Source organism: Streptomyces sp. NBC_00690, assembly GCF_036226685.1.
Classification (GTDB): Bacteria; Actinomycetota; Actinomycetes; order Streptomycetales; family Streptomycetaceae; genus Streptomyces.
Genome location: NZ_CP109009.1, coordinates 3,831,008 through 3,848,490 on the forward strand (window position 1 = coordinate 3,831,008; position 17,483 = coordinate 3,848,490).

A 17,483-nucleotide genomic window follows, 5' to 3' on the forward strand; every position below is an offset into this window, starting at 1 on the left:
GGTTCTGATCGATCGGTCGGGCAGTCGAGCGATCGAGCCGGGGCCGTGCCCGAATGGACCGCGGCGGTGTGTCCGATGAACGCTGTGACCTCGGCTGTTGGGCCGTTAGGGAGGGTCGCAGCGGCAGAAGAGTGCACAGATCGTGCGCGCGAGTGATTATCGGATCCGTATTGCCCGCTCACGGGAGTGTCGACTGTGTCCCATTGGGTCAGCTGTTCAGCCTGTCAGGGAATTGCCGGACAAGGCGACCCACAGGAGAAGTCGACGTATGAGAGCAACCCTCGCGCGACTGCGACAACGGTCGTGGACCTCAGGCCTGGCCTGTGTGGTCCTCGCCGTCACCGCGCCCGCGCTGGCTCTGGGGCCAACCATGCTGGCCGGTGCCGTACCGGTCAGCAAAGAACGAGCCACAACCGTCCAGGCCAAGGCCGCCGCACCCCTGCCGGGTGGGCTCGGTCCCTGTATCCCGGGCGACTGCCCCGATCCGTTCCCCCCGATCAGCAACGGGCCCATCATGGGCCGCGATGCCAACATCAACATCTTCGCCGGCGGTAACTTCCTGGTCCGCGAACGCGCGGCCGAAGCCGAGGGCAAGGTCGTCGTCCTCGGGAACTTCGACCAGGACAAGGTGGCCGGAGCCAGCTCCATCTACAACATCGGCATCGTCGGGGTGGGCTCACGCGTGCCGCCTCCTGCCGGTTCGGACTTCCTCACCACCGGTGGCAATGTCACCGTCGCGCCCGGGGAATCGCTGCTCGCCGACGGTGGAGTCGTACGCCACGCGGGTACGGCCACCGGCACCATCACGGGCACCGTCATCCAGGACCCGAACGCGGCAGCTCCGTACACCGCGCTGCGCGATGAGCTGACGACATCGAGCCAGTGCTACGCCCGCAATGAGACCGGGCCCCGCCCGGCCACCGGAACCGCCGTCAACAACGGCGGCGAGACCTTGTTCACGGGCGACGGGACCTCAGCCCTCCAGGTCTTCAACGTCGACTTCAACCTGACCACCGCTGGCGGCGGCCAGCAGGGCATCGTGTTCGCCAATATCCCGGCGAACGCCACCGTCCTGGTCAACCTCACGGGCGCCAACCGGATCATCAACACCTACAGCGGCAGCCCCTTCGACACCGACCCGCTGAACCAGCTGCGGGACCGGCTGTTGTGGAACTTCCCCGACGCGACCACCGTGGGCCTGCGCGGCACCGGACAGTTCCAGGGCAGTGTGCTCATCGGCAACCAGGCGTCGACGGCCACCGTCACGCTCCCCGGAGTGAACGGCCGCTTCTTCACCACCGGCAATGTCACCCACACCAGTGTGGTGGGCGCCGGCGGCGGCCAGGAGTTCCACGCGTACCCCTTCAACGGTGACCTGCCGGACTGCTCCGTGATCCCGATGGCCCCCGTACAGGTCGTCAAGAGGGACTCCGAGACCCAGGCACCGCTCGCCGGAGCGACCTTCCAACTGTGGGAGGAGACCAACGGCACCGCCGGGCTCCAGACCACCGGGCCCAACCCGGACAGCACTGTCGGCACCCCCTGCGTCACCGGCGCTGACGGCACCTGCTCCCGCACGGTCAACCTGGGCCTCTACTACTGGCAGGAGACGGCACCACCGCCTGGGTACGACCTCCCGGCCAACCCGGTCTTCCCCGTGCTGCTGGAGGCCGACGACCTGCCGGCCGGTGTGAGTGTCAACGCCGACAACACGACGACCCCGGTGACGGGTGAGGTGTCGGTCGAGAAGACGGACTCGGCGAACGGAGAACCGCTCTCGGGTGCCGTCTTCCAGCTGTGGCAGGAGACCAACGGGATCCCCGGCCTCCAGACCACCGGAGCCGACCCCGACACCACGATCGGTGACCCGTGCACCACGGGCCTGATCGGTGAGTGCGCCGATACGGTCGGGCTCGGTACGTACTACTGGCAGGAGACCGCGGCACCGCCCGGCTACGACCTCCCCGCCAACCCCGTCTTCGGACCGCTGGAACTGACCGCGGAGAACGCGGCGACCGGCGTGAGCGTGGCCGCCGAGAACACCGCGACCGTCCCGGTCACGGGTGATGTGACGGTCATCAAGTCGGATTCGGGCACGGGCGACCCGCTCGCTGGGGCGACCTTCCAGCTCTGGGAAGAGACCAACGGCATTCCCGGCCTCCAGACCACCGGAGCCGACCCCGACACCACCGTCGGCACTCCCTGTGTCACCGGCGCCGACGGCGACTGCACCCGGACCGTGGAAACCGGTACGTACTACTGGCAGGAGACCGCGGCACCGCCCGGCTACGACCTGCCGGCCAACCCCGTCTTCGGACCGCTCGTCCTCACGGCCGCGAATGCCGCGGACGGTGTCACGGTGTTCGCGGAGAACACGGCGACGGCCCCGGTCACGGGCGATGTGACGGTCATCAAGGAAGACGCCCAGACGGGCGACCCACTCGCCGGAGCGACCTTCCAGCTCTGGGAAGAGACCAACGGCGTACCCGGTCTCCAGACCACGGGCCCCAACCCGGACACGACGGTGGGCACCCCCTGCACCACCGGTGCTGATGGCGAATGCAGCCAGACCGTGGAAACCGGTACGTACTACTGGCAGGAGACCGCAGCCCCCGACGGCTACGACCTCCCCGCCAACCCCGTCTTCGGACCGCTCGTCCTCACCAATGAGAACGCAGCCGACGGAGTCACCGTCACCGCCGAGAACACCGCAACCGTCGTGGTCACCGGCGATGTGACCGTCATCAAGGAAGACTCGGGCACGGGCGACCCCCTGGCCGGAGCGACCTTCCAGCTCTGGGAAGAGACCAACGGCGTACCCGGACTCCAGACCACCGGAGCCGACCCCGACACGACGGTGGGCACCCCCTGTGTCACCGGCGCCGACGGCGAGTGCACCCGCACGGTCGAGATCGGCACCTACTACTGGCAGGAAACGGCGGCACCGCCCGGCTATGACCTGCCGGCCAGCCCCGTCTTCGGACCGCTCGTCCTCACTGCGGAGAACGCCGCAGACGGAGTCACCGTCACCGCGGAGAACACGGCGACGGCCCCGGTCACGGGCGATGTGACGGTCGTCAAGGAAGACGCTGAAACCGGTGACCCGCTCGCCGGAGCCGTCTTCCAGCTCTGGGAGGAGACCAACGGTGTAGCTGGTCTCCAGACCACCGGGCCCAACCCGGACACCACCATTGGCTCCCCCTGCACCACGGGCGCCAACGGTGAATGCAGCCAGACCGTGGAAACCGGTACGTACTACTGGCAGGAGACGGCGGCACCGCCCGGCTACGACCTGCCGGCCAACCCCGTCTTCGGACCGCTGGTCCTCACCAATGAGAACGCCGCAGACGGAGTCACCGTCACCGCCGAGAACACCGCAACTGCGGCCGTCACCGGCGATGTGACCGTCATCAAGGAAGACGCCGAAACCGGTGACCCGCTCGCCGGAGCCGTCTTCCAACTGTGGGAGGAGACCAACGGCATTCCCGGTCTCCAGACCATCGGCATCAACCCGGACACGACGGTGGGCACCCCCTGCACCACCGGCGCCGACGGCGACTGCACCCGCACGGTCGAGATCGGTACGTACTACTGGCAGGAGACCGCAGCCCCCGACGGCTACGACCTCCCCGCCAACCCCGTCTTCGGACCCCTCGTCCTCACCAATGAGAACGCCGCAGACGGAGTCACCGTCACCGCGCAGAACACCGCGAGCCCGACGGACACCGGCACGATCACGCTCCACAAGATCGACCACAAGACCGGCCGTGACCTGGCCGGGGCGGTCTTCCAGCTGTGGCGCGAGAGCAACGGCGTGCCCGGTCTCCAGATCAGAGGGTCCCTCGGCATTCCGGCCGACACCCTGACCGGTGCCGCCTGCTCCACCGACGACACCGGCACCTGTGTCTTCGACGATCTGCCGACGGGGACGTACTACCTGCTGGAGACGGACGTGCCCGAGGGCTATGAGCTCCCGCGCAACCCGGTCTTCGGCCCGTACATCCTCACCGCGGAGAACGTCGATGAGGGAGTGGACGTGACCATCACCAACAAGCGTGGTGAGCACGGCAAGGGCAAGGGAGACGAGGACAAGCCCCACCAGGGCTGATCTGACCCCCTGCGACTCCTGAGAGGGCGCGTACCGGACCTGATGGTCCGGTACGCGCCCTCACCGGTTTGGCCCGCGGCCTGCGGCGCCCGGCGCCATCCGCTGATAACTGTGGGCTTGGGGACCCTGTCACCGTCGAATCCGACCGGCCGGGTGGCACCAGGGGGTTCAAGCACCGGGGGCGACAACGTCGTACGCGTCTGCGTACGAGGACGGAGCACGGCATGCACCACACTGATCGACACCGTCCACGGCGGATACCCGGCGGCCGGTCCACAACCGCCGCACCCTTGACCGCGATGGCGGCGCTCGCCATCGCCCTGGCCGTGCCGCAATCCGCCGCGCTGGCGAACAGCCGGGACGGTACGCCCTGCACCAGCGGCACCGGGCCCTACCAGCGGCCCCTGGAAGAGCATCTGCAACGGCCCGTGGACGGGGTGCAGTCGGTGGCCGACTGCGAAGCGGTCCGCACCTTCCAGATCACGCACGCCGTCGAACCGGCCGACGGCTACGCCGGACTGGCGACCTACCGCATGACGGTCGTCGTCGAAGCCCGGGAGTTCCCCAACGCCAAGGGGGACTGTCCCGTCCGCGACCACCGGGTGACCTGTGTCGACCTCGATCGGCAACTGTTGTGGGTCCAGCGCAACGCCGATGTGGTCTTCCCGCCCGTCCCCATCCGTACCGGACGCGACGACGAGGAGACCCGTCCCGGCTGGCACACCATCTACTGGCGCAGCAAGGACCATGTGTCGACGATCTATGACAACGCCCCCATGCCCTACGCCCAGTTCTTCGACGAGGGCCAGGCCCTGCACGGCCGTCCGGGCGATCTGTACGACGGCGGGGGCTCTGCGGGATGCGTGAATCTGCGCCTGTCGGACGCGGAGAAGCTGTGGGACCTGCTGGACGTCGACGACCAGCTCTATGTCTGGGGGACCAAGCCGGGTACGGACGGCTGAACGGTCACTTCGCGCTCAGGAGGAGAAGGGTCTGAGCGGCGGGTCAGAGCGACCCGGGGAGACGTGCGGTGGAACTGTTGTTGGGTGGGGCCCGCGGGGGCGGGCCCCTACCTGGTCGGCTTGCGACCCGTGATGCCGAGGTGCACCAGCAGTGCGAGGTTGGGCTTGAGCTCGGCCTGCTTGACGCCCCAGGTGCTGAAGCCCTTCTGGTGCGAGGCCACCGCAGACAGCATCGCGACGAGCGAACCCGCCACCGCCGCCGGGCTGACGTCCTTGTCCACCCGGCCCTTGGCCTGGAGCTCCTTCACCGCTTCCGTGAGGGAGCCGGTGACGGAGTTCAGGACCTTCAACCGGAGTTTGTTGAACCGCTTGTCGCCCTCGGCTGCACCCAGATCGACGACCCGCAGGATCGCGTCATTGCGGCGCCAGAAGTCGAGGAAGCCCTCGACGAGATCCTCGGACGTCTGCCAGGCAGCCTTACCGGCCCAGGAGCGTCCGGCGACCAGTTCGGTGAGCCCGGTGCCCTCCTTCGCCGTCTCTTCCGCGATCTCCAGGACGGCGCCCTCGACATCGGGGAAATACTGGTAGAAGGTCGCGGGGGAAGTGCCCGCTTTCCGGGCCACGTCGATGACTTTGACGTCCCGGTACGGCGAGGAGCTGAGCATCTCGCTGAGGCAGTCGAGCAGCTTCTGCCGCGTCGCCTGGCCGCGTCGTCCGGCCACACGGCCGTCGACTGTGCGTACTTGTCCTGTCATGCCGTCAGCTTACCGAGGGGTGATCGGGGCGCGATTCGGCCGACTGCAAATGGGGTGGTGCCCCTGTGAACACCGGACGGCGGACTAGTGAGCACATGTTCGATTTATCCGACGGCGGGTGCCCGGGATTGCCCCAGAACGTTGAGTGTGACGAGTGCCACGCGCCTTCCGCACGGAAGGGCGAGACCCACCGGGCGCCCGGTCCCGACAGCCGATCGAGCGTGCGGCCGGGTCGTCCCCGGTTCGCTCCCCCGACGTCGCCCAAGTCGGTGTGGTGCGTGCCGTTTCGCGGCCCGCCGAAAGGCCGTGGGAGCGGACCGTACCGGGCCGGAGCGGGCCTCCGTGCCCGAATCCGGATGAGACACCCCGATCCGCCCCCGGGTTCGCAACCAACGCTTTCGGCAGGAAGAATCAGGCTGGGCACCGCCGCTGAGCGTCTCAGTGGTGAGAGTCTCAGTAGCGGAGACGCGGGACGGCGCTGTAATGGACGGGCCCGGCTCGATCTGGGGCCGTACGGGGAGGTGGCAGGCAGGTAATGGAGCAGCTGACGCAGCACGATCCGAGACGGATCGGTCCGTTCGAGGTACTGGGCCGGCTCGGTGCCGGCGGCATGGGCCTGGTGTACCTGGCCCGCTCGGCATCAGGTCGTCGAGTGGCGATCAAGACCGTGCGTACCGAGCTCGCAGAGGACCAGCTGTTCCGAATCCGCTTCACCCGCGAGGTCGAGGCGGCCAGGGCCGTCAGCGGCTTCTACACCGCGGCCGTGGTGGACGCCGACCCCCGGGCCGCGGTTCCCTGGCTGGCCACCGCATACGTACCCGCGCCCTCCCTTGAGGAGATAGTGAACGAGTGCGGCCCCCTGCCCGCGCAGGCCGTGCGCTGGCTCGCCGCAGGCATCGCGGAGGCCCTCCAGTCCATCCACGGCGCGGGCCTGGTGCACCGCGACCTCAAGCCGTCGAACGTGCTCGTGGTCGAGGACGGGCCGCGGGTCATCGACTTCGGCATCGCTTCCGGCGTCTCCAACACCCGGTTGACGATGACCAATGTGGCGGTCGGCACGCCCGCGTACATGTCCCCCGAGCAGGCCCGGGACTCACGCAGCGTGACGGGTGCGAGCGATGTGTTCTCGCTGGGCTCGACCCTGGTCTTCGCGGCCACGGGCCATGCCCCCTTCCACGGTGCGAACCCGGTCGAGACCGTCTTCATGCTGCTGCGCGAAGGCCCCGACCTGGCCGGTCTCCCCGATGAACTTCGACCGCTCATCGAATCCTGCATGCAGCGCGAGGCAACGCGGCGGCCGTCGCCCGAAGACCTCCAGGCCCAGTTGGCGCCGCACCTCTTCTCCGGCAGCGACGACAGCGGTACTGCCTCCGCCTGGCTGCCAGACCTCGCAACGGCGATGATCGAGCGCCGCCGGGGAGGCGGGCGCATTCCACCCGCGCCCCGCCCGCCGCAGCCGCCCCCGATGCCTCCCGGTCCACCGCCGCGGCAGCCCGCCCACAACGACTGGGCCGCCCCGCGCTCCCGGGTCGACGACCCTCGGACCGGGGCCGCAGGACCGGTGCGGTTGCCCGGGGCCAAGGCGCCCATCGGCCCGGGGCTGCGCGTCGCGGACACCAGCCGCGGCCCGGCACCCGATCTGCTGGCGGCGACCGGTTGGATCCGACCCCCGGCAGGTGTCAACGGCTCGGCTGTCGTGCCGATGCCCGGCACCGGCCCGGTGCCCTCGCAATCGGCCCCGCCCGTACCACCGCCCGACGGCCCTTCGGCCTGGCGCCCCTGGCGGTTCCGGATGTCCAACGACGTCTGGGGCACACCGGTGGTGGACGGCAATCTGCTGTACGTCACCTCGTTCGAGGTGCACGCGCTCGATGTGGGCACGGGACGCCGACAGTTCAAGACCCGTGACGTGGCCTGGTCGATGACAGTCGACGGCGGCAGGATCCATGCGTCCGACGGACCGACCCTCTACGCCCTCGACGCGGCGAACGGCCAGGAGCGCTGGCGCCACCAGACCGAAGCCTGGGTGTACTCGATCAAGGCGGACCGGGGCACGGTGCTTACCGGCACCCGGGGTGGCGGCGTACAGGCGTGGGAGGCGTCCAACGGCGAGAAGCTGTGGGAGCTGACAGGAGCCCAGACGGAGTTCGAGACCGTTGAAGCCGGGCCGGCCATATTCGATGACACCGTCTATGTGTGGCAGGACGCCCGGCTGCGCGCCCTGGAGGCTCGTACGGGGATCGAGCGCTGGTCGTACCCCATCGGGGACTCGGCGTCCTGCGGGAACGTACCCGTGCGGATCCAGCCGGCTCCCGACGGGCAGGTGTACGTCTCGGCCGGCACCAGGGCGCTGGCGATCGGCATCGCGGACGGTCGGGTGCGTTGGCACTTCGAGGCACCCGCGGTCTTCCTCTGTCCGCCCGCCTTCGCACCGGGCGCCGCGGTCACGGGCGGCGGGGTGTACCTCGCCGACTACCTCGGCACGGTCTACGCACTGGACTCGGCGACGGGCAAGGACCGTTGGCGCATCGCCACCGAACCGCGCCAGTCGATCGAACCCGTGCTGGTCACCGGTGGGAACGTCCATGTCGGCAGCGGGAGCGCGCTCTACACGCTGGACGCGGTGACCGGCACCCCGATGTGGCGCTTCGCCGCGGGCGGGGAGGTCATCGGCTCTCCCGTGGTCGCGGACGGGCGGGTCCACTTCGGCTCGGCGGACCATGTGCTGTACACCCTGGACGCGAGCGGTGGGCAGTTGCGCTGGAAGTTGGCGACGGGCGGCGAGATCACCGGCTCACCGGTCGCCCGCGGCGGTGTGGTGTACGCGTGCAGCAAGGACCGCTGTGTGTACGCACTGGACGCGGTGAAGGGCACGGCGACCGGGCGGGGTGGACGCTAAGCCCTCCGACCCGGTTGAGCAGAGCACGAGGGTGCCCCGGGACTGGCCGCTGGTGATGGGGTGGTGCCGGCCGGCCGGTGGTTCCCGTGGCGATCCGCAAAGCGCGGGCGTAGCGTCGAAAGCGGCGGTCGCCGTACGGAAGCCCCTTCCGCTACCGGTACGACGGCCGTCCAAGCCCGCCCGCATTCCGGCAGGTCACATCGGTCATGCCGGGCACGTCCGCGAACTCGATCCGCGGCGGGGCACCTCGACCGGCATGCGGTCAGCCGTAGATCGCCAGGGGATCGCCAGCAGCTCAGCAGCGGGTCAGCCGAAAGACGCGGATCGTACGGGAGACCCGCGCCTGGTAGGTGGCGTACGGCGGCCAGAAGGCCAGCACCCGCGCCCAGACGTCCTCGCGCTCCTCCCCTTCGAGCAGCCGGGCTCGCACGGCAATGTCCTCGCCACACCAGTTCACCACCGCCTGCGGGTGGTGGAGGAGGTTCACGGTCCAGGCGGGATGGTCCGTACGACCGAAGTTGGAGCCGATGAGAATCCAGGAACCCGATTCCTCCGGCATACAGGCCAGCGGGACGCTCCTGGGCGATCCCGTACGCGCCCCGGGCACGGTGAGGACGACTCCCGGCAGCAGCCAGGCGCTCGGCAGCACCCGGCCGCGGGTCAGCCGGTGGATCGCGCGGTCCACCGCAGGCAGGGCCTTGGGAGCGATCTTGGCGAAGAGCGGGGTGGACGACACCCTCTGCACCCAGCGCACACCGGCACCCCTGCGTACACCGTCGGCCGCGGTCATCGTGCCTCCGTCATCGCGCCTCCGCCGTCCGGCCCGACCGTCCGCGGTGCTGTCGCTGCGGCGAGGGGCATCGCCCCGTGGTGATCACCCCTCGGCATCCGGTGGGATCAACCGCTCCACCAGCGAGGTGATCAGATCGGCGGCCTGCTCCGGTGGGAAGACGTCGGGCAGGGTGAGCCGTTCCACCACCAGCCAGTTGGCTGCCAGATAGATCATCCGGACGGCGTCGGCATCGCCGGGCAGCCCCGATGACAGATGTCCATCGACGTTCGCCCGCACATCGGCACTCACCCGTTCCGTCAGCACGGCCCGCAAATGCGGTCGCCGGGTGGCCTCCAGCCGGAGTTCCAACAGGGCGAGGTAGCCGGTGCGGAACGATGTGACCCGCTCCACCACCTCCCGCACCAGCTCGGCGGTGCGCTCACGGGTGGCGGGCCCGTCCGTCATCCGCGCGAGGGCCTCGTCGTCGGGCCGCATCCGCTCGTAGATCCGGTCGCCGACCTGGTTGAGGAGGTCATCGCGGTTGGCGAAGTAGTTGGACGCGGTGCCCTTGGGCACGTCGGCCTCGATGTCGACCGCCCGGAAGGTGAGCCCTCGGGCGCCGTCACGGGCGAGGACCTCGATGGCCCCGTCGACCAGAGCGGCGCGCCGGGCCAGGTTCTGCCGCATGCATCGATCCCTTTCGCCGCCGTGCCGGGGCTCCGGCACGACCGGTTAACCACTATAGGCACAGTGGTGTTCACTGATCCCATGGACATGGACAAGGACCTCCAGGACCCGGGCGCCGGCTTCCACGACCTCCTCCGCTCCCAGTTGATCTGGGACACCACACTGCCGGCCTTCGATCCCGCCGATGCGCCCGACGCCCCCCTGCCCCTGTTCCAGCGTTGGTTCGCCGAGGCGTGCGCGGCCCGACAGCCGGAACCGCACACCATGAGCCTCGCCACGGTCGACGGAGAGGGGCGACCGGACGTCCGCATCGTGGTGATGCACGACGCGGACGCGGCCGGGTGGCACTTCGCCACGCACTCCACCAGCGCGAAGGGGCGTCAGTTGGCCGCCGTGCCCGAGGCCGCGCTCGGGTTCTACTGGGCCGTACAGGGGCGCCAGGTCCGGGTGCGCGGCACGGTCGCAGCGAGCGACGCGCAGCAGAGCCTGGCGGATCTCCACGCCCGCTCCACCGGAGCCCTGGCCGCCGCCCTCACCGGCCGACAGAGCAAGGTCCTCGATTCGCTCGCGGAGTTGAACCGGGCCTCACGGGCCGCATGGGACCGGGCACGTACCGAACCGGACGCACCAGTATCCAGTTGGACGCGCTATGTACTGGAGCCGCACGAGGTGGAGTTCTTCCAAGGCGACGCGGAGCGGCGCCATGTCCGGCTGCGCTACCGGGGCGGACCCGAGAGGGGCTGGCGGCGGGAACTGCTCTGGCCCTGACGGCGGCCCGTACCCGATCCCGACCGCCCTCGCCCTGTCCTGTCGGGTGGGGGCGGTTCCGCATCCCCTGTGCACCGGGGCAGGATCTCCCGAGGATGTACCGAACCGCACAACAGACATGCACAGGTGAACAGGAAACGTAGGAAAGTCGGGTGCAGAACGCACAGAAGACTTACCGGCGTGATCAATTCGCAACCGATTTCCATCTTGACTGAGACCCAGCACGTGAGGTGGCGATTACGCTCACGACTCATGGCCGATGAAAAGGGCAAGCGCAAGGTCATCGACCTCACGGACGAACGCCCCGTCTACATCGTCGGCGGTGGCCCGGGTGGGCTCGCCGTCGCAGCTTCTCTGAGGGAACGCGGTGTGCGGGCCGTGGTGTTGGAGAAGTCCGACGCCGTCGGCGCGTCCTGGCGCCGCCACTACGACCGGCTGCATCTGCACACCACCCGAAGGCTCTCCGGCCTGCCCGGACTCGCCATGCCCCGGTCGTTCGGACGGTGGGTGTCCCGCGACGACATGGTGCGCTATCTGGAGAAGTACGCCGAGTTCCACGAACTGGAGATCGTGACGGGCGTCGAGGTCTCCCACATCGAGCCCGCCGGCTCTGACTGGCTGTTGCACGCCACGGGCGGTCGGCGGCTGACCGGGCGGGCCGTGGTCATAGCCACCGGCTACAACCACACCCAGGCGCTGCCCGAGTGGGAGGGCCAGGAGACGTACACCGGTGAACTGCTACACGCCGGCGACTACCGTGCACCCGGACCCTTCGAGGGCAAGGACGTGCTGGTCGTCGGGGTCGGCAACACGGGTGCGGAGATAGCGGTGGACCTCGTCGCCGGGGGTGCGACCCGAGTGCGGCTCGCGGTCCGCACTCCCCCGCACATCGTCCGCCGCTCCACCCTGGGTTGGCCGACCCAGCGCACCGGAGTACTGGTACGCAGACTGCCGGCCTTCCTCGTGGACCCGGCAGCACGCGTCCTGTCCCGGCTTTCCGTCCCTGATCTGAGCGCACACGGGCTGCCCCGGCCCGGCAAGGGTCTGCTCAAACGCGCACGTGAAGGCGCCATTCCGGTTCAGGACATGGGTCTCATCCAGGCGGTGCGCAAGGGGTCCATAGAGCCGGTCGCCGCAGTCGACTCCTTCGAGGGCGACAAGGTGCTGCTGGCGGACGGCAGCACCATTTCGCCGGACGCGGTGATCGCGGCGACGGGGTACCGCCGCTCCTTGGAGGGGCTGGTCGGCCACCTCAAGGTGTTGGACTCCCGCGGCAGACCCCTCACCCGCGGCGGACGCACCCCCAAGCACGCTCCGGGGTTGTACTTCACCGGCTTCACCAACCCGATCAGCGGGATGCTCCGGGAGATGGCCATCGACGCACGCAAGATAGCGAAGTCGCTCTCCTAACCGCACACATCGGTACGAAGGGCCGGGCCGCTCGGAAGACCGTCAGAACCCGGGCCGCCCATCGGTGCCCGGGCGCTCTGGCTCCCCATCGGACTTGCCGTCCCGGCACTCAGCAAGGCGCGATTTCGCGAGTGTGCTCCCCCGTCGGCCTACGGCTGCACCGTCCCGTCGCACTTCAGCCCCGGTGCAGGCACTCGGACGACGACGTCCGCGAGCCCCCGGAGACCACACCTTGGATCTCGTGCGCCGGCACCCGATGGCCTCCCCTGGCGCCGTCCAACTCCAACTGACCCGTATCATCCGGGGCTTGTGTGGTGAAAACAGTCAAGGGATGCCTGTTCCCGAGATTTCATACGCAGCTATGCTGCCGTCGCGATGTCGGACCTCGTCCGAGCGCCATCGACTCGCCCCTCTTTGAGCCGCCCACGACGGGCAGGCGGTACGGGCAGTTGGTGACAGCGCTGTCGTAGCCCCTCGTCCCGTCCCACCTCGCATCTTCGCTCCACCACTTCCGTATCCACCCTCGTTCCGGAGGCCCCGTGACCACCATCCACCACCTCAGCGACGGTTCGGACCCCGCGCCTCCGCCGGGCTGCCCGGCCCACGGCATGGGCTCCGGTCTGGCCCCCGCCGGGCTGCGGCGGCTCTACGGGCCCGAGGCGGAAACCGACCCCGCGCAGATGTACGAGGCGTTGCGCCGCGAACACGGCCCGGTCGCCCCCGTCCTGCTGCACGGCGACATCCCGGCGTGGGTGGTGCTCGGTCACCGCGAGAACCTCGAAGTGATGCGCACGCCGTCGCTGTTCTCCCGGGACTCCCGCCGCTGGACGGCGTTCCAGGAGGGGAAGATCGCCGCCGACTCGCCACTGATGCCGATGGTGGGCTGGCAGCCGCTCTGTGTCTTCGCCGACGGCGCCGAGCACACCCGCTTGCGACAGGCGGTCATCGACGGGCTCGACCAGTTCGACCGTCACGGAGTACGGCGCTATGTGGTGCGCCATACAGACCAGTTGGTGGAGGCGTTCGCCGCGACGGGCCGGATGGACCTCGTCCATGACTACGCCGAACGTCTGCCGATGCTGGTGATGACCCAACTGCTGGGCATGCAGGCGACCGAGGACGGCCCCGACCTGGTGGAGCCGACCCTCGATCTGATGCGGGGCACCGAAACGGCCCTGGCCAGCAATGAGGTGGTCACCAAGACCCTGCGCGAACTGGTGCAGAACAAGAAGCGGAAGCCCGGCCGAGACCTCGCGTCACGGCTCATCGCCCATGAGTCGAAGCTGACCGACGAAGAGATCGTGGAGCATCTGCGGTTGGTGCTGGTCGCCGCCCACGAGGGCACCGTGAACCTCATCGCCAACGCCCTGCGCCTGATTCTCACCGACCCACGGTTCCGCGCCAGCCTCTCCGGTGGCCAGATGACCCTGCCGGATGCCCTTGAGCAAGTGATGTGGGACACCCCGCCCATAGCCATGGTGCCCGGCCGCTGGGCCACCGGTGACACCGTGATCGGAGGCCAGCAGATCAAGGAGGGCGACCTCCTGGTACTGGGCCTGGCACCGGGCAATACGGATCCGGCCATCCGTCCCGACCTGTCGGCACCGGTCCACGGCAACCGCTCCCACCTCGCCTTCAGCAGCGGACCCCATGAGTGCCCGGGGCGCGACATCGGCCGCGCCATCGCGGACACCGGCATCGACCGGTTGCTGACCCTGCTCAAGGGAGTGCAACTGGCCGTGCCGGAAGGTGAACTCACCACGGATGGAGCCTGGTTGACCCGTCGAGTGGCAGCCCTTCCGGTTCAGTTCACCCCCTGGCGCACGGGCGATGAAGGCACGATCAGCACGGCCGTTCCGGTGTCACAACCGCTGCCCGCGACCGCTCCCCACACCGCGAGCACGCCCGTCCCCGCTCCCGCCGCAACGACCGACGGACCCTGGTGGAAGTCGCTGCTCTTCTGGCGGTAGACCGAACGCCCCTCCGCCGCACCGGAGGGACACCGCGAAGCCCCCGTCTCCCCTCGATGCCGCCGATGCCCTCCATCGGCAGCGGGGAAGCGGGGGCTTCGTGCTGTGCGGCACATCGGCCGGGTGGAGTTGAGGCCCCATTGGAATGGCCGAGAACCATCGATACTATGCGCGATAGTTGATCACCGCCGCCGTCGTTCCCCCACACCGTCCCCGTACCGGACTGCACTCACCCCGCGGTCCGGAGTCGCGCATGCCCCGCTGAAAGGACATGTCGGTGTCGCTTGAGTTGTCGGCCATTCCCCGTGCACCCGGCGCGATCCCCCTCCTCGGTCACACCATCAAACTGATGCGCGGACCGCTCGCCTTCGTGAGGTCCCTGCGGGAGAGCGGCGAATTCGTCCGAGTGGACATCGGCACCCTCCCGGTCTGCTTCGCCACCAGCCCTTCCCTCGTCCACGAAGTCACGGTCAGCAAGGCGCGCAGCTTCGAGAAGGGCCGGTTGTTCCAGCGCGTGCGGCCCCTGGTGGGCAATGGCCTGGCGACCGCGGACGGGGACACCCACCGCCGGCGCCGCCGGCTGATGCAGCCGATGTTCCACCGGCAGCAGATAGCCGGCTATGTGGAGGTGATGGAAAGCCACGCCGATGCGGTGGCCGAGTCCTGGACGCCGGGCCAGCGCATCGACGTGAACCACGAGGTGACCTCGCTGACCATCCGGACCTTGGCCGAAACCTTGTTCTCCGCCGAGATCGGCCGAGAGGCGGTGACTACGGTCGGCCGTGAACTGCCGGTCATCATGAAGAACATGCTGATGCGCACGGCATCGCCCCAACTCCTCGACGGACTGCCACTGTGGCGCTCCTTCGACCGGGCGACCGCCAATATGCGGTCGGTCATCGACCGTCTGGTGGTGCAGACCCGGGCCTCGGGGCAGCAGGCCGGCCAGCCCGACCTCCTGTCCGTACTGCTCGAAGCCCGGGAGGCCGACACCGGAGATGCACTGACCGACGAGGAGGTGCGCGATGAACTGGTCACCATCCTCTTCGCCGGCAGCGAGACCACCGCGTCGGTCCTCAGTTGGGCCCTCCACCACCTTTCACAACACCCCGAGATAGCCCGGGCCGCGGCAGATGAGATCGAGCGGGTCACGGACGGTGGGCCCGTGGGCTTCGCGGAGGTGCCCCAACTCTCGCTGATACAAAGGGTGCTCGACGAGTCCCTACGGCTGCACGGCGTGGTCCTCCTGATGCGTCGCGCGCTGGAGCCGGTGGAGATCGGCGGATACACACTGCCGGCCGGTACGGAAGTGGCCTTCAGCCTGTACGCCCTGCATCGAGACCCCGCGATCTACTCCGCACCCGATGTCTTCGATCCCGACCGATGGCTGCCCGAGCGCCGAGCCGAGTTGCCGCGGGAGGCCGTGGTCCCCTTCGGTTCCGGCAACCGCAAGTGCATCGGGGACGCGTTCGCCTGGACACAGGCCACGGTCACCCTGGCGGCGATCCTGCGACGTTGGCGGCTGAGCCCGGTGGAAGGCAACACTCCGCGCGAGATGCTGGCCGCCATGGCGAACCCGGACCGCGTCCTGATGACCGTCCATCCCCGCGGCGAGAGCTGAGCCACTGCCTTCCGGCATTTCTGACACAACGTCACCCGGGCTGACGGCATCGAAACGGTGCCGTCAGCCGGCCCGGACCTCCTTGGGCCGTTGGGCCCCCTTCTGCCCGGACACGGACCCCCGCGGCCCCGGCCGTCGGATCACCAACGACATCAGGGCCGCCACCGCGCACAGGGCACCGGCGCCGTACCAGACCACGTCATAGGAGCCGAAGACGTCCCGGGCGACCCCACCGGCGAAGGCGACGATCGCCGCGCCGACCTGGTGCGAGGCGAGCACCCACCCGAAGACGACAGCACTGTCGTCGCCGTAGTGCTCACGGCAGAGAGCGATCGTCGGCGGTACGGTCGCCACCCAGTCCAGCCCGTAGAACACAATGAAGAAGATCATCGGCGGTTGCACCGAGGGGGCGAGCAGCATGGGCAGGAAGAGCAGGCTGATGCCCCGTAGCGCGTAGTAGATCGCGAGCAGTCGGCGAGCGGCGTAGCGGTCGGTGAACCAACCCGAGGCGATCGTGCCCACCACGTCGAACACCCCGATGACGGCGAGCAGCGAGGCGGCTGCGGTGATCGGCATTCCATGGTCGTGGGCGGCCGGTACGAAATGAGTCTTCACCAGGCCGTTGGTGGAGGCGCCGCAGATGGCGAAGGTCCCGGCGAGCAGCCAGAAGGGTCCGGTACGGGCGGCTCGGAACAACACCTTCAGCGCCCTGCTGGCGGCTCCGGGTACGGGGTCGGGCTTGGGGGTGAACTCCTCGGCTCCGTATGCGCTGGTGCCCACGTCGGCAGGGTGGTCCCGCAGCAGCAGCCAGACGAGGGGGACGACGGCGAGCGCGGACAGGGCGACGGTGATGGCGGCCGGTCGCCAGCCGTGCTGCTCCACCAGCCAGGACAGCAGCGGTAGGAAGACCAGTTGGCCCGAAGCGCCGGCCGCGGTGAGTATTCCGGTGACGAGTCCGCGCCGCTGGACGAACCAGCGGTTGGTGACGGTCGCGGCAAAGGCAAGCGCCATGGAGCCGCTGCCCAGACCGACGAGCACCCCCCAGTACATGACCAGTTGCCAGGCGGTGGTCATCACGACGGTCAGCCCCGACCCCAGGGCGATCACCGCGAGTGCGACGGCGACGACCCGACGGATCCCGAAGCGGTCCATCAGCGCAGCGGCGAAGGGCGCGGTCAGCCCGTAGAGCGCGAGGTTGACCGATACGGCGAAGCCGATCGTGCCGCGCGACCAACCGAACTCCTCGTGCAGCGGGTCGATCAGCAGCCCGGGCAGCGAGGCGAAGCCGGCGGCGCCGATGATCGTGACGAAGGCGACGGCCGCAACGGACCAGGCGCGATGGAAACGGGGGGTTCTGAGCGGGGGTGCGGTCACCCGTTCAGCATCCGTTCGGCGATCAGCCCCAGCGAGTGGCCCGAAGGACAGGCTTCGCTAGGATCGGGCCAACGCCTGCGCCGACATGGGTGCCAGCGCTGCCGGCCGGCGGATCGGCGACCCGAGCCCAAGACCGGTGACCGGTCGTACCGCGTTC

11 protein-coding genes are annotated in these 17,483 nt (G+C 69.2%); 7 read left to right on the top strand and 4 right to left on the bottom strand.

The genetic code is table 11. The features are described 5' to 3' along the window. Positions 1-268: 268 nt before the first annotated feature. Both OID54_RS16815 and OID54_RS16820 read left to right on the top strand, forming a co-directional pair. Entirely contained in the window at positions 269-4,108 is a 3,840-nt protein-coding gene (locus OID54_RS16815; RefSeq protein WP_329020440.1) for a SpaA isopeptide-forming pilin-related protein, read from the top strand. Positions 4,109-4,407: 299 nt separating this feature from the next. After that, on the top strand, positions 4,408-5,070 hold the full coding sequence (locus OID54_RS16820; protein ID WP_329027568.1) for a L,D-transpeptidase: 663 nt from the start codon (positions 4,408-4,410) through the stop codon (positions 5,068-5,070). 107 nt (positions 5,071-5,177) lie between these two features. On the opposite strand, the gene OID54_RS16825 is transcribed toward OID54_RS16820, so the two are convergent. After that, positions 5,178-5,825 carry a TetR family transcriptional regulator gene (locus OID54_RS16825; RefSeq protein WP_329020442.1) on the bottom strand — a complete coding sequence of 216 codons (648 nt, stop codon included), beginning with the start codon at positions 5,823-5,825 and terminating at the stop codon, positions 5,178-5,180. A 535-nt stretch (positions 5,826-6,360) separates the two neighbouring features. On the opposite strand from OID54_RS16825, the gene OID54_RS16830 reads away from it, so the two are divergent. Beyond that, a complete protein-coding gene (locus OID54_RS16830) occupies positions 6,361-8,724 on the top strand; it encodes an outer membrane protein assembly factor BamB family protein (RefSeq protein ID WP_329020444.1) in 2,364 nt (787 codons plus the stop codon). 295 nt (positions 8,725-9,019) lie between these two features. Here the strand turns inward: OID54_RS16830 and OID54_RS16835 are convergent, their stop codons facing one another. Both OID54_RS16835 and OID54_RS16840 read right to left on the bottom strand, forming a co-directional pair. Further along, entirely contained in the window at positions 9,020-9,514 is a 495-nt protein-coding gene (locus OID54_RS16835; protein ID WP_329020446.1) for a nitroreductase family deazaflavin-dependent oxidoreductase, read from the bottom strand. Positions 9,515-9,598: 84 nt separating this feature from the next. Further along, positions 9,599-10,183 carry a TetR/AcrR family transcriptional regulator gene (locus tag OID54_RS16840; RefSeq protein ID WP_329020448.1) on the bottom strand — a complete coding sequence of 195 codons (585 nt, stop codon included), beginning with the start codon at positions 10,181-10,183 and terminating at the stop codon, positions 9,599-9,601. A gap of 87 nt (positions 10,184-10,270) precedes the next feature. Between OID54_RS16840 and OID54_RS16845 the strand changes: the two genes are divergently transcribed. From OID54_RS16845 to OID54_RS16860, 4 genes are all read left to right on the top strand, one after another. Continuing rightward, positions 10,271-10,951 carry a pyridoxine/pyridoxamine 5'-phosphate oxidase gene (locus tag OID54_RS16845; protein ID WP_329027570.1) on the top strand — a complete coding sequence of 227 codons (681 nt, stop codon included), beginning with the start codon at positions 10,271-10,273 and terminating at the stop codon, positions 10,949-10,951. Positions 10,952-11,203: 252 nt separating this feature from the next. After that, complete coding sequence (locus OID54_RS16850) at positions 11,204-12,361, top strand: flavin-containing monooxygenase (RefSeq protein WP_329020450.1); 1,158 nt, start codon at positions 11,204-11,206, stop codon at positions 12,359-12,361. A gap of 608 nt (positions 12,362-12,969) precedes the next feature. Continuing rightward, the gene (locus OID54_RS16855) at positions 12,970-14,331 is read left to right on the top strand and encodes a cytochrome P450 (protein WP_329027571.1); all 1,362 of its coding nucleotides are present in this window, start codon (positions 12,970-12,972) and stop codon (positions 14,329-14,331) included. Positions 14,332-14,608: 277 nt separating this feature from the next. Beyond that, entirely contained in the window at positions 14,609-15,952 is a 1,344-nt protein-coding gene (locus tag OID54_RS16860; protein WP_329020453.1) for a cytochrome P450, read from the top strand. A gap of 63 nt (positions 15,953-16,015) precedes the next feature. Here OID54_RS16860 and OID54_RS16865 read toward each other — a convergent pair whose 3' ends face one another. Further along, entirely contained in the window at positions 16,016-17,326 is a 1,311-nt protein-coding gene (locus OID54_RS16865) for an MFS transporter (protein ID WP_329020455.1), read from the bottom strand. Positions 17,327-17,483: the final 157 nt, after the last annotated feature.

Excerpts from the sequence above, each read along its gene's own strand:
- OID54_RS16830 (WP_329020444.1), top strand. The coding sequence starts at position 6,361 with ATGGAGCAGCTGACGCAGCACGATCCGAGACGGATCGGTCCGTTCGAG.
- OID54_RS16815 (WP_329020440.1), top strand. The coding sequence starts at position 269 with ATGAGAGCAACCCTCGCGCGACTGCGACAACGGTCGTGGACCTCAGGC.
- OID54_RS16850 (WP_329020450.1), top strand. The coding sequence starts at position 11,204 with ATGGCCGATGAAAAGGGCAAGCGCAAGGTCATCGACCTCACGGACGAA.
- OID54_RS16825 (WP_329020442.1), bottom strand. The coding sequence starts at position 5,825 with ATGACAGGACAAGTACGCACAGTCGACGGCCGTGTGGCCGGACGACGC.
- OID54_RS16820 (WP_329027568.1), top strand. The coding sequence starts at position 4,408 with ATGGCGGCGCTCGCCATCGCCCTGGCCGTGCCGCAATCCGCCGCGCTG.
- OID54_RS16840 (WP_329020448.1), bottom strand. The coding sequence starts at position 10,183 with ATGCGGCAGAACCTGGCCCGGCGCGCCGCTCTGGTCGACGGGGCCATC.
- OID54_RS16835 (WP_329020446.1), bottom strand. The coding sequence starts at position 9,514 with ATGACCGCGGCCGACGGTGTACGCAGGGGTGCCGGTGTGCGCTGGGTG.
- OID54_RS16845 (WP_329027570.1), top strand. The coding sequence starts at position 10,271 with ATGGACAAGGACCTCCAGGACCCGGGCGCCGGCTTCCACGACCTCCTC.
- OID54_RS16855 (WP_329027571.1), top strand. The coding sequence starts at position 12,970 with ATGGGCTCCGGTCTGGCCCCCGCCGGGCTGCGGCGGCTCTACGGGCCC.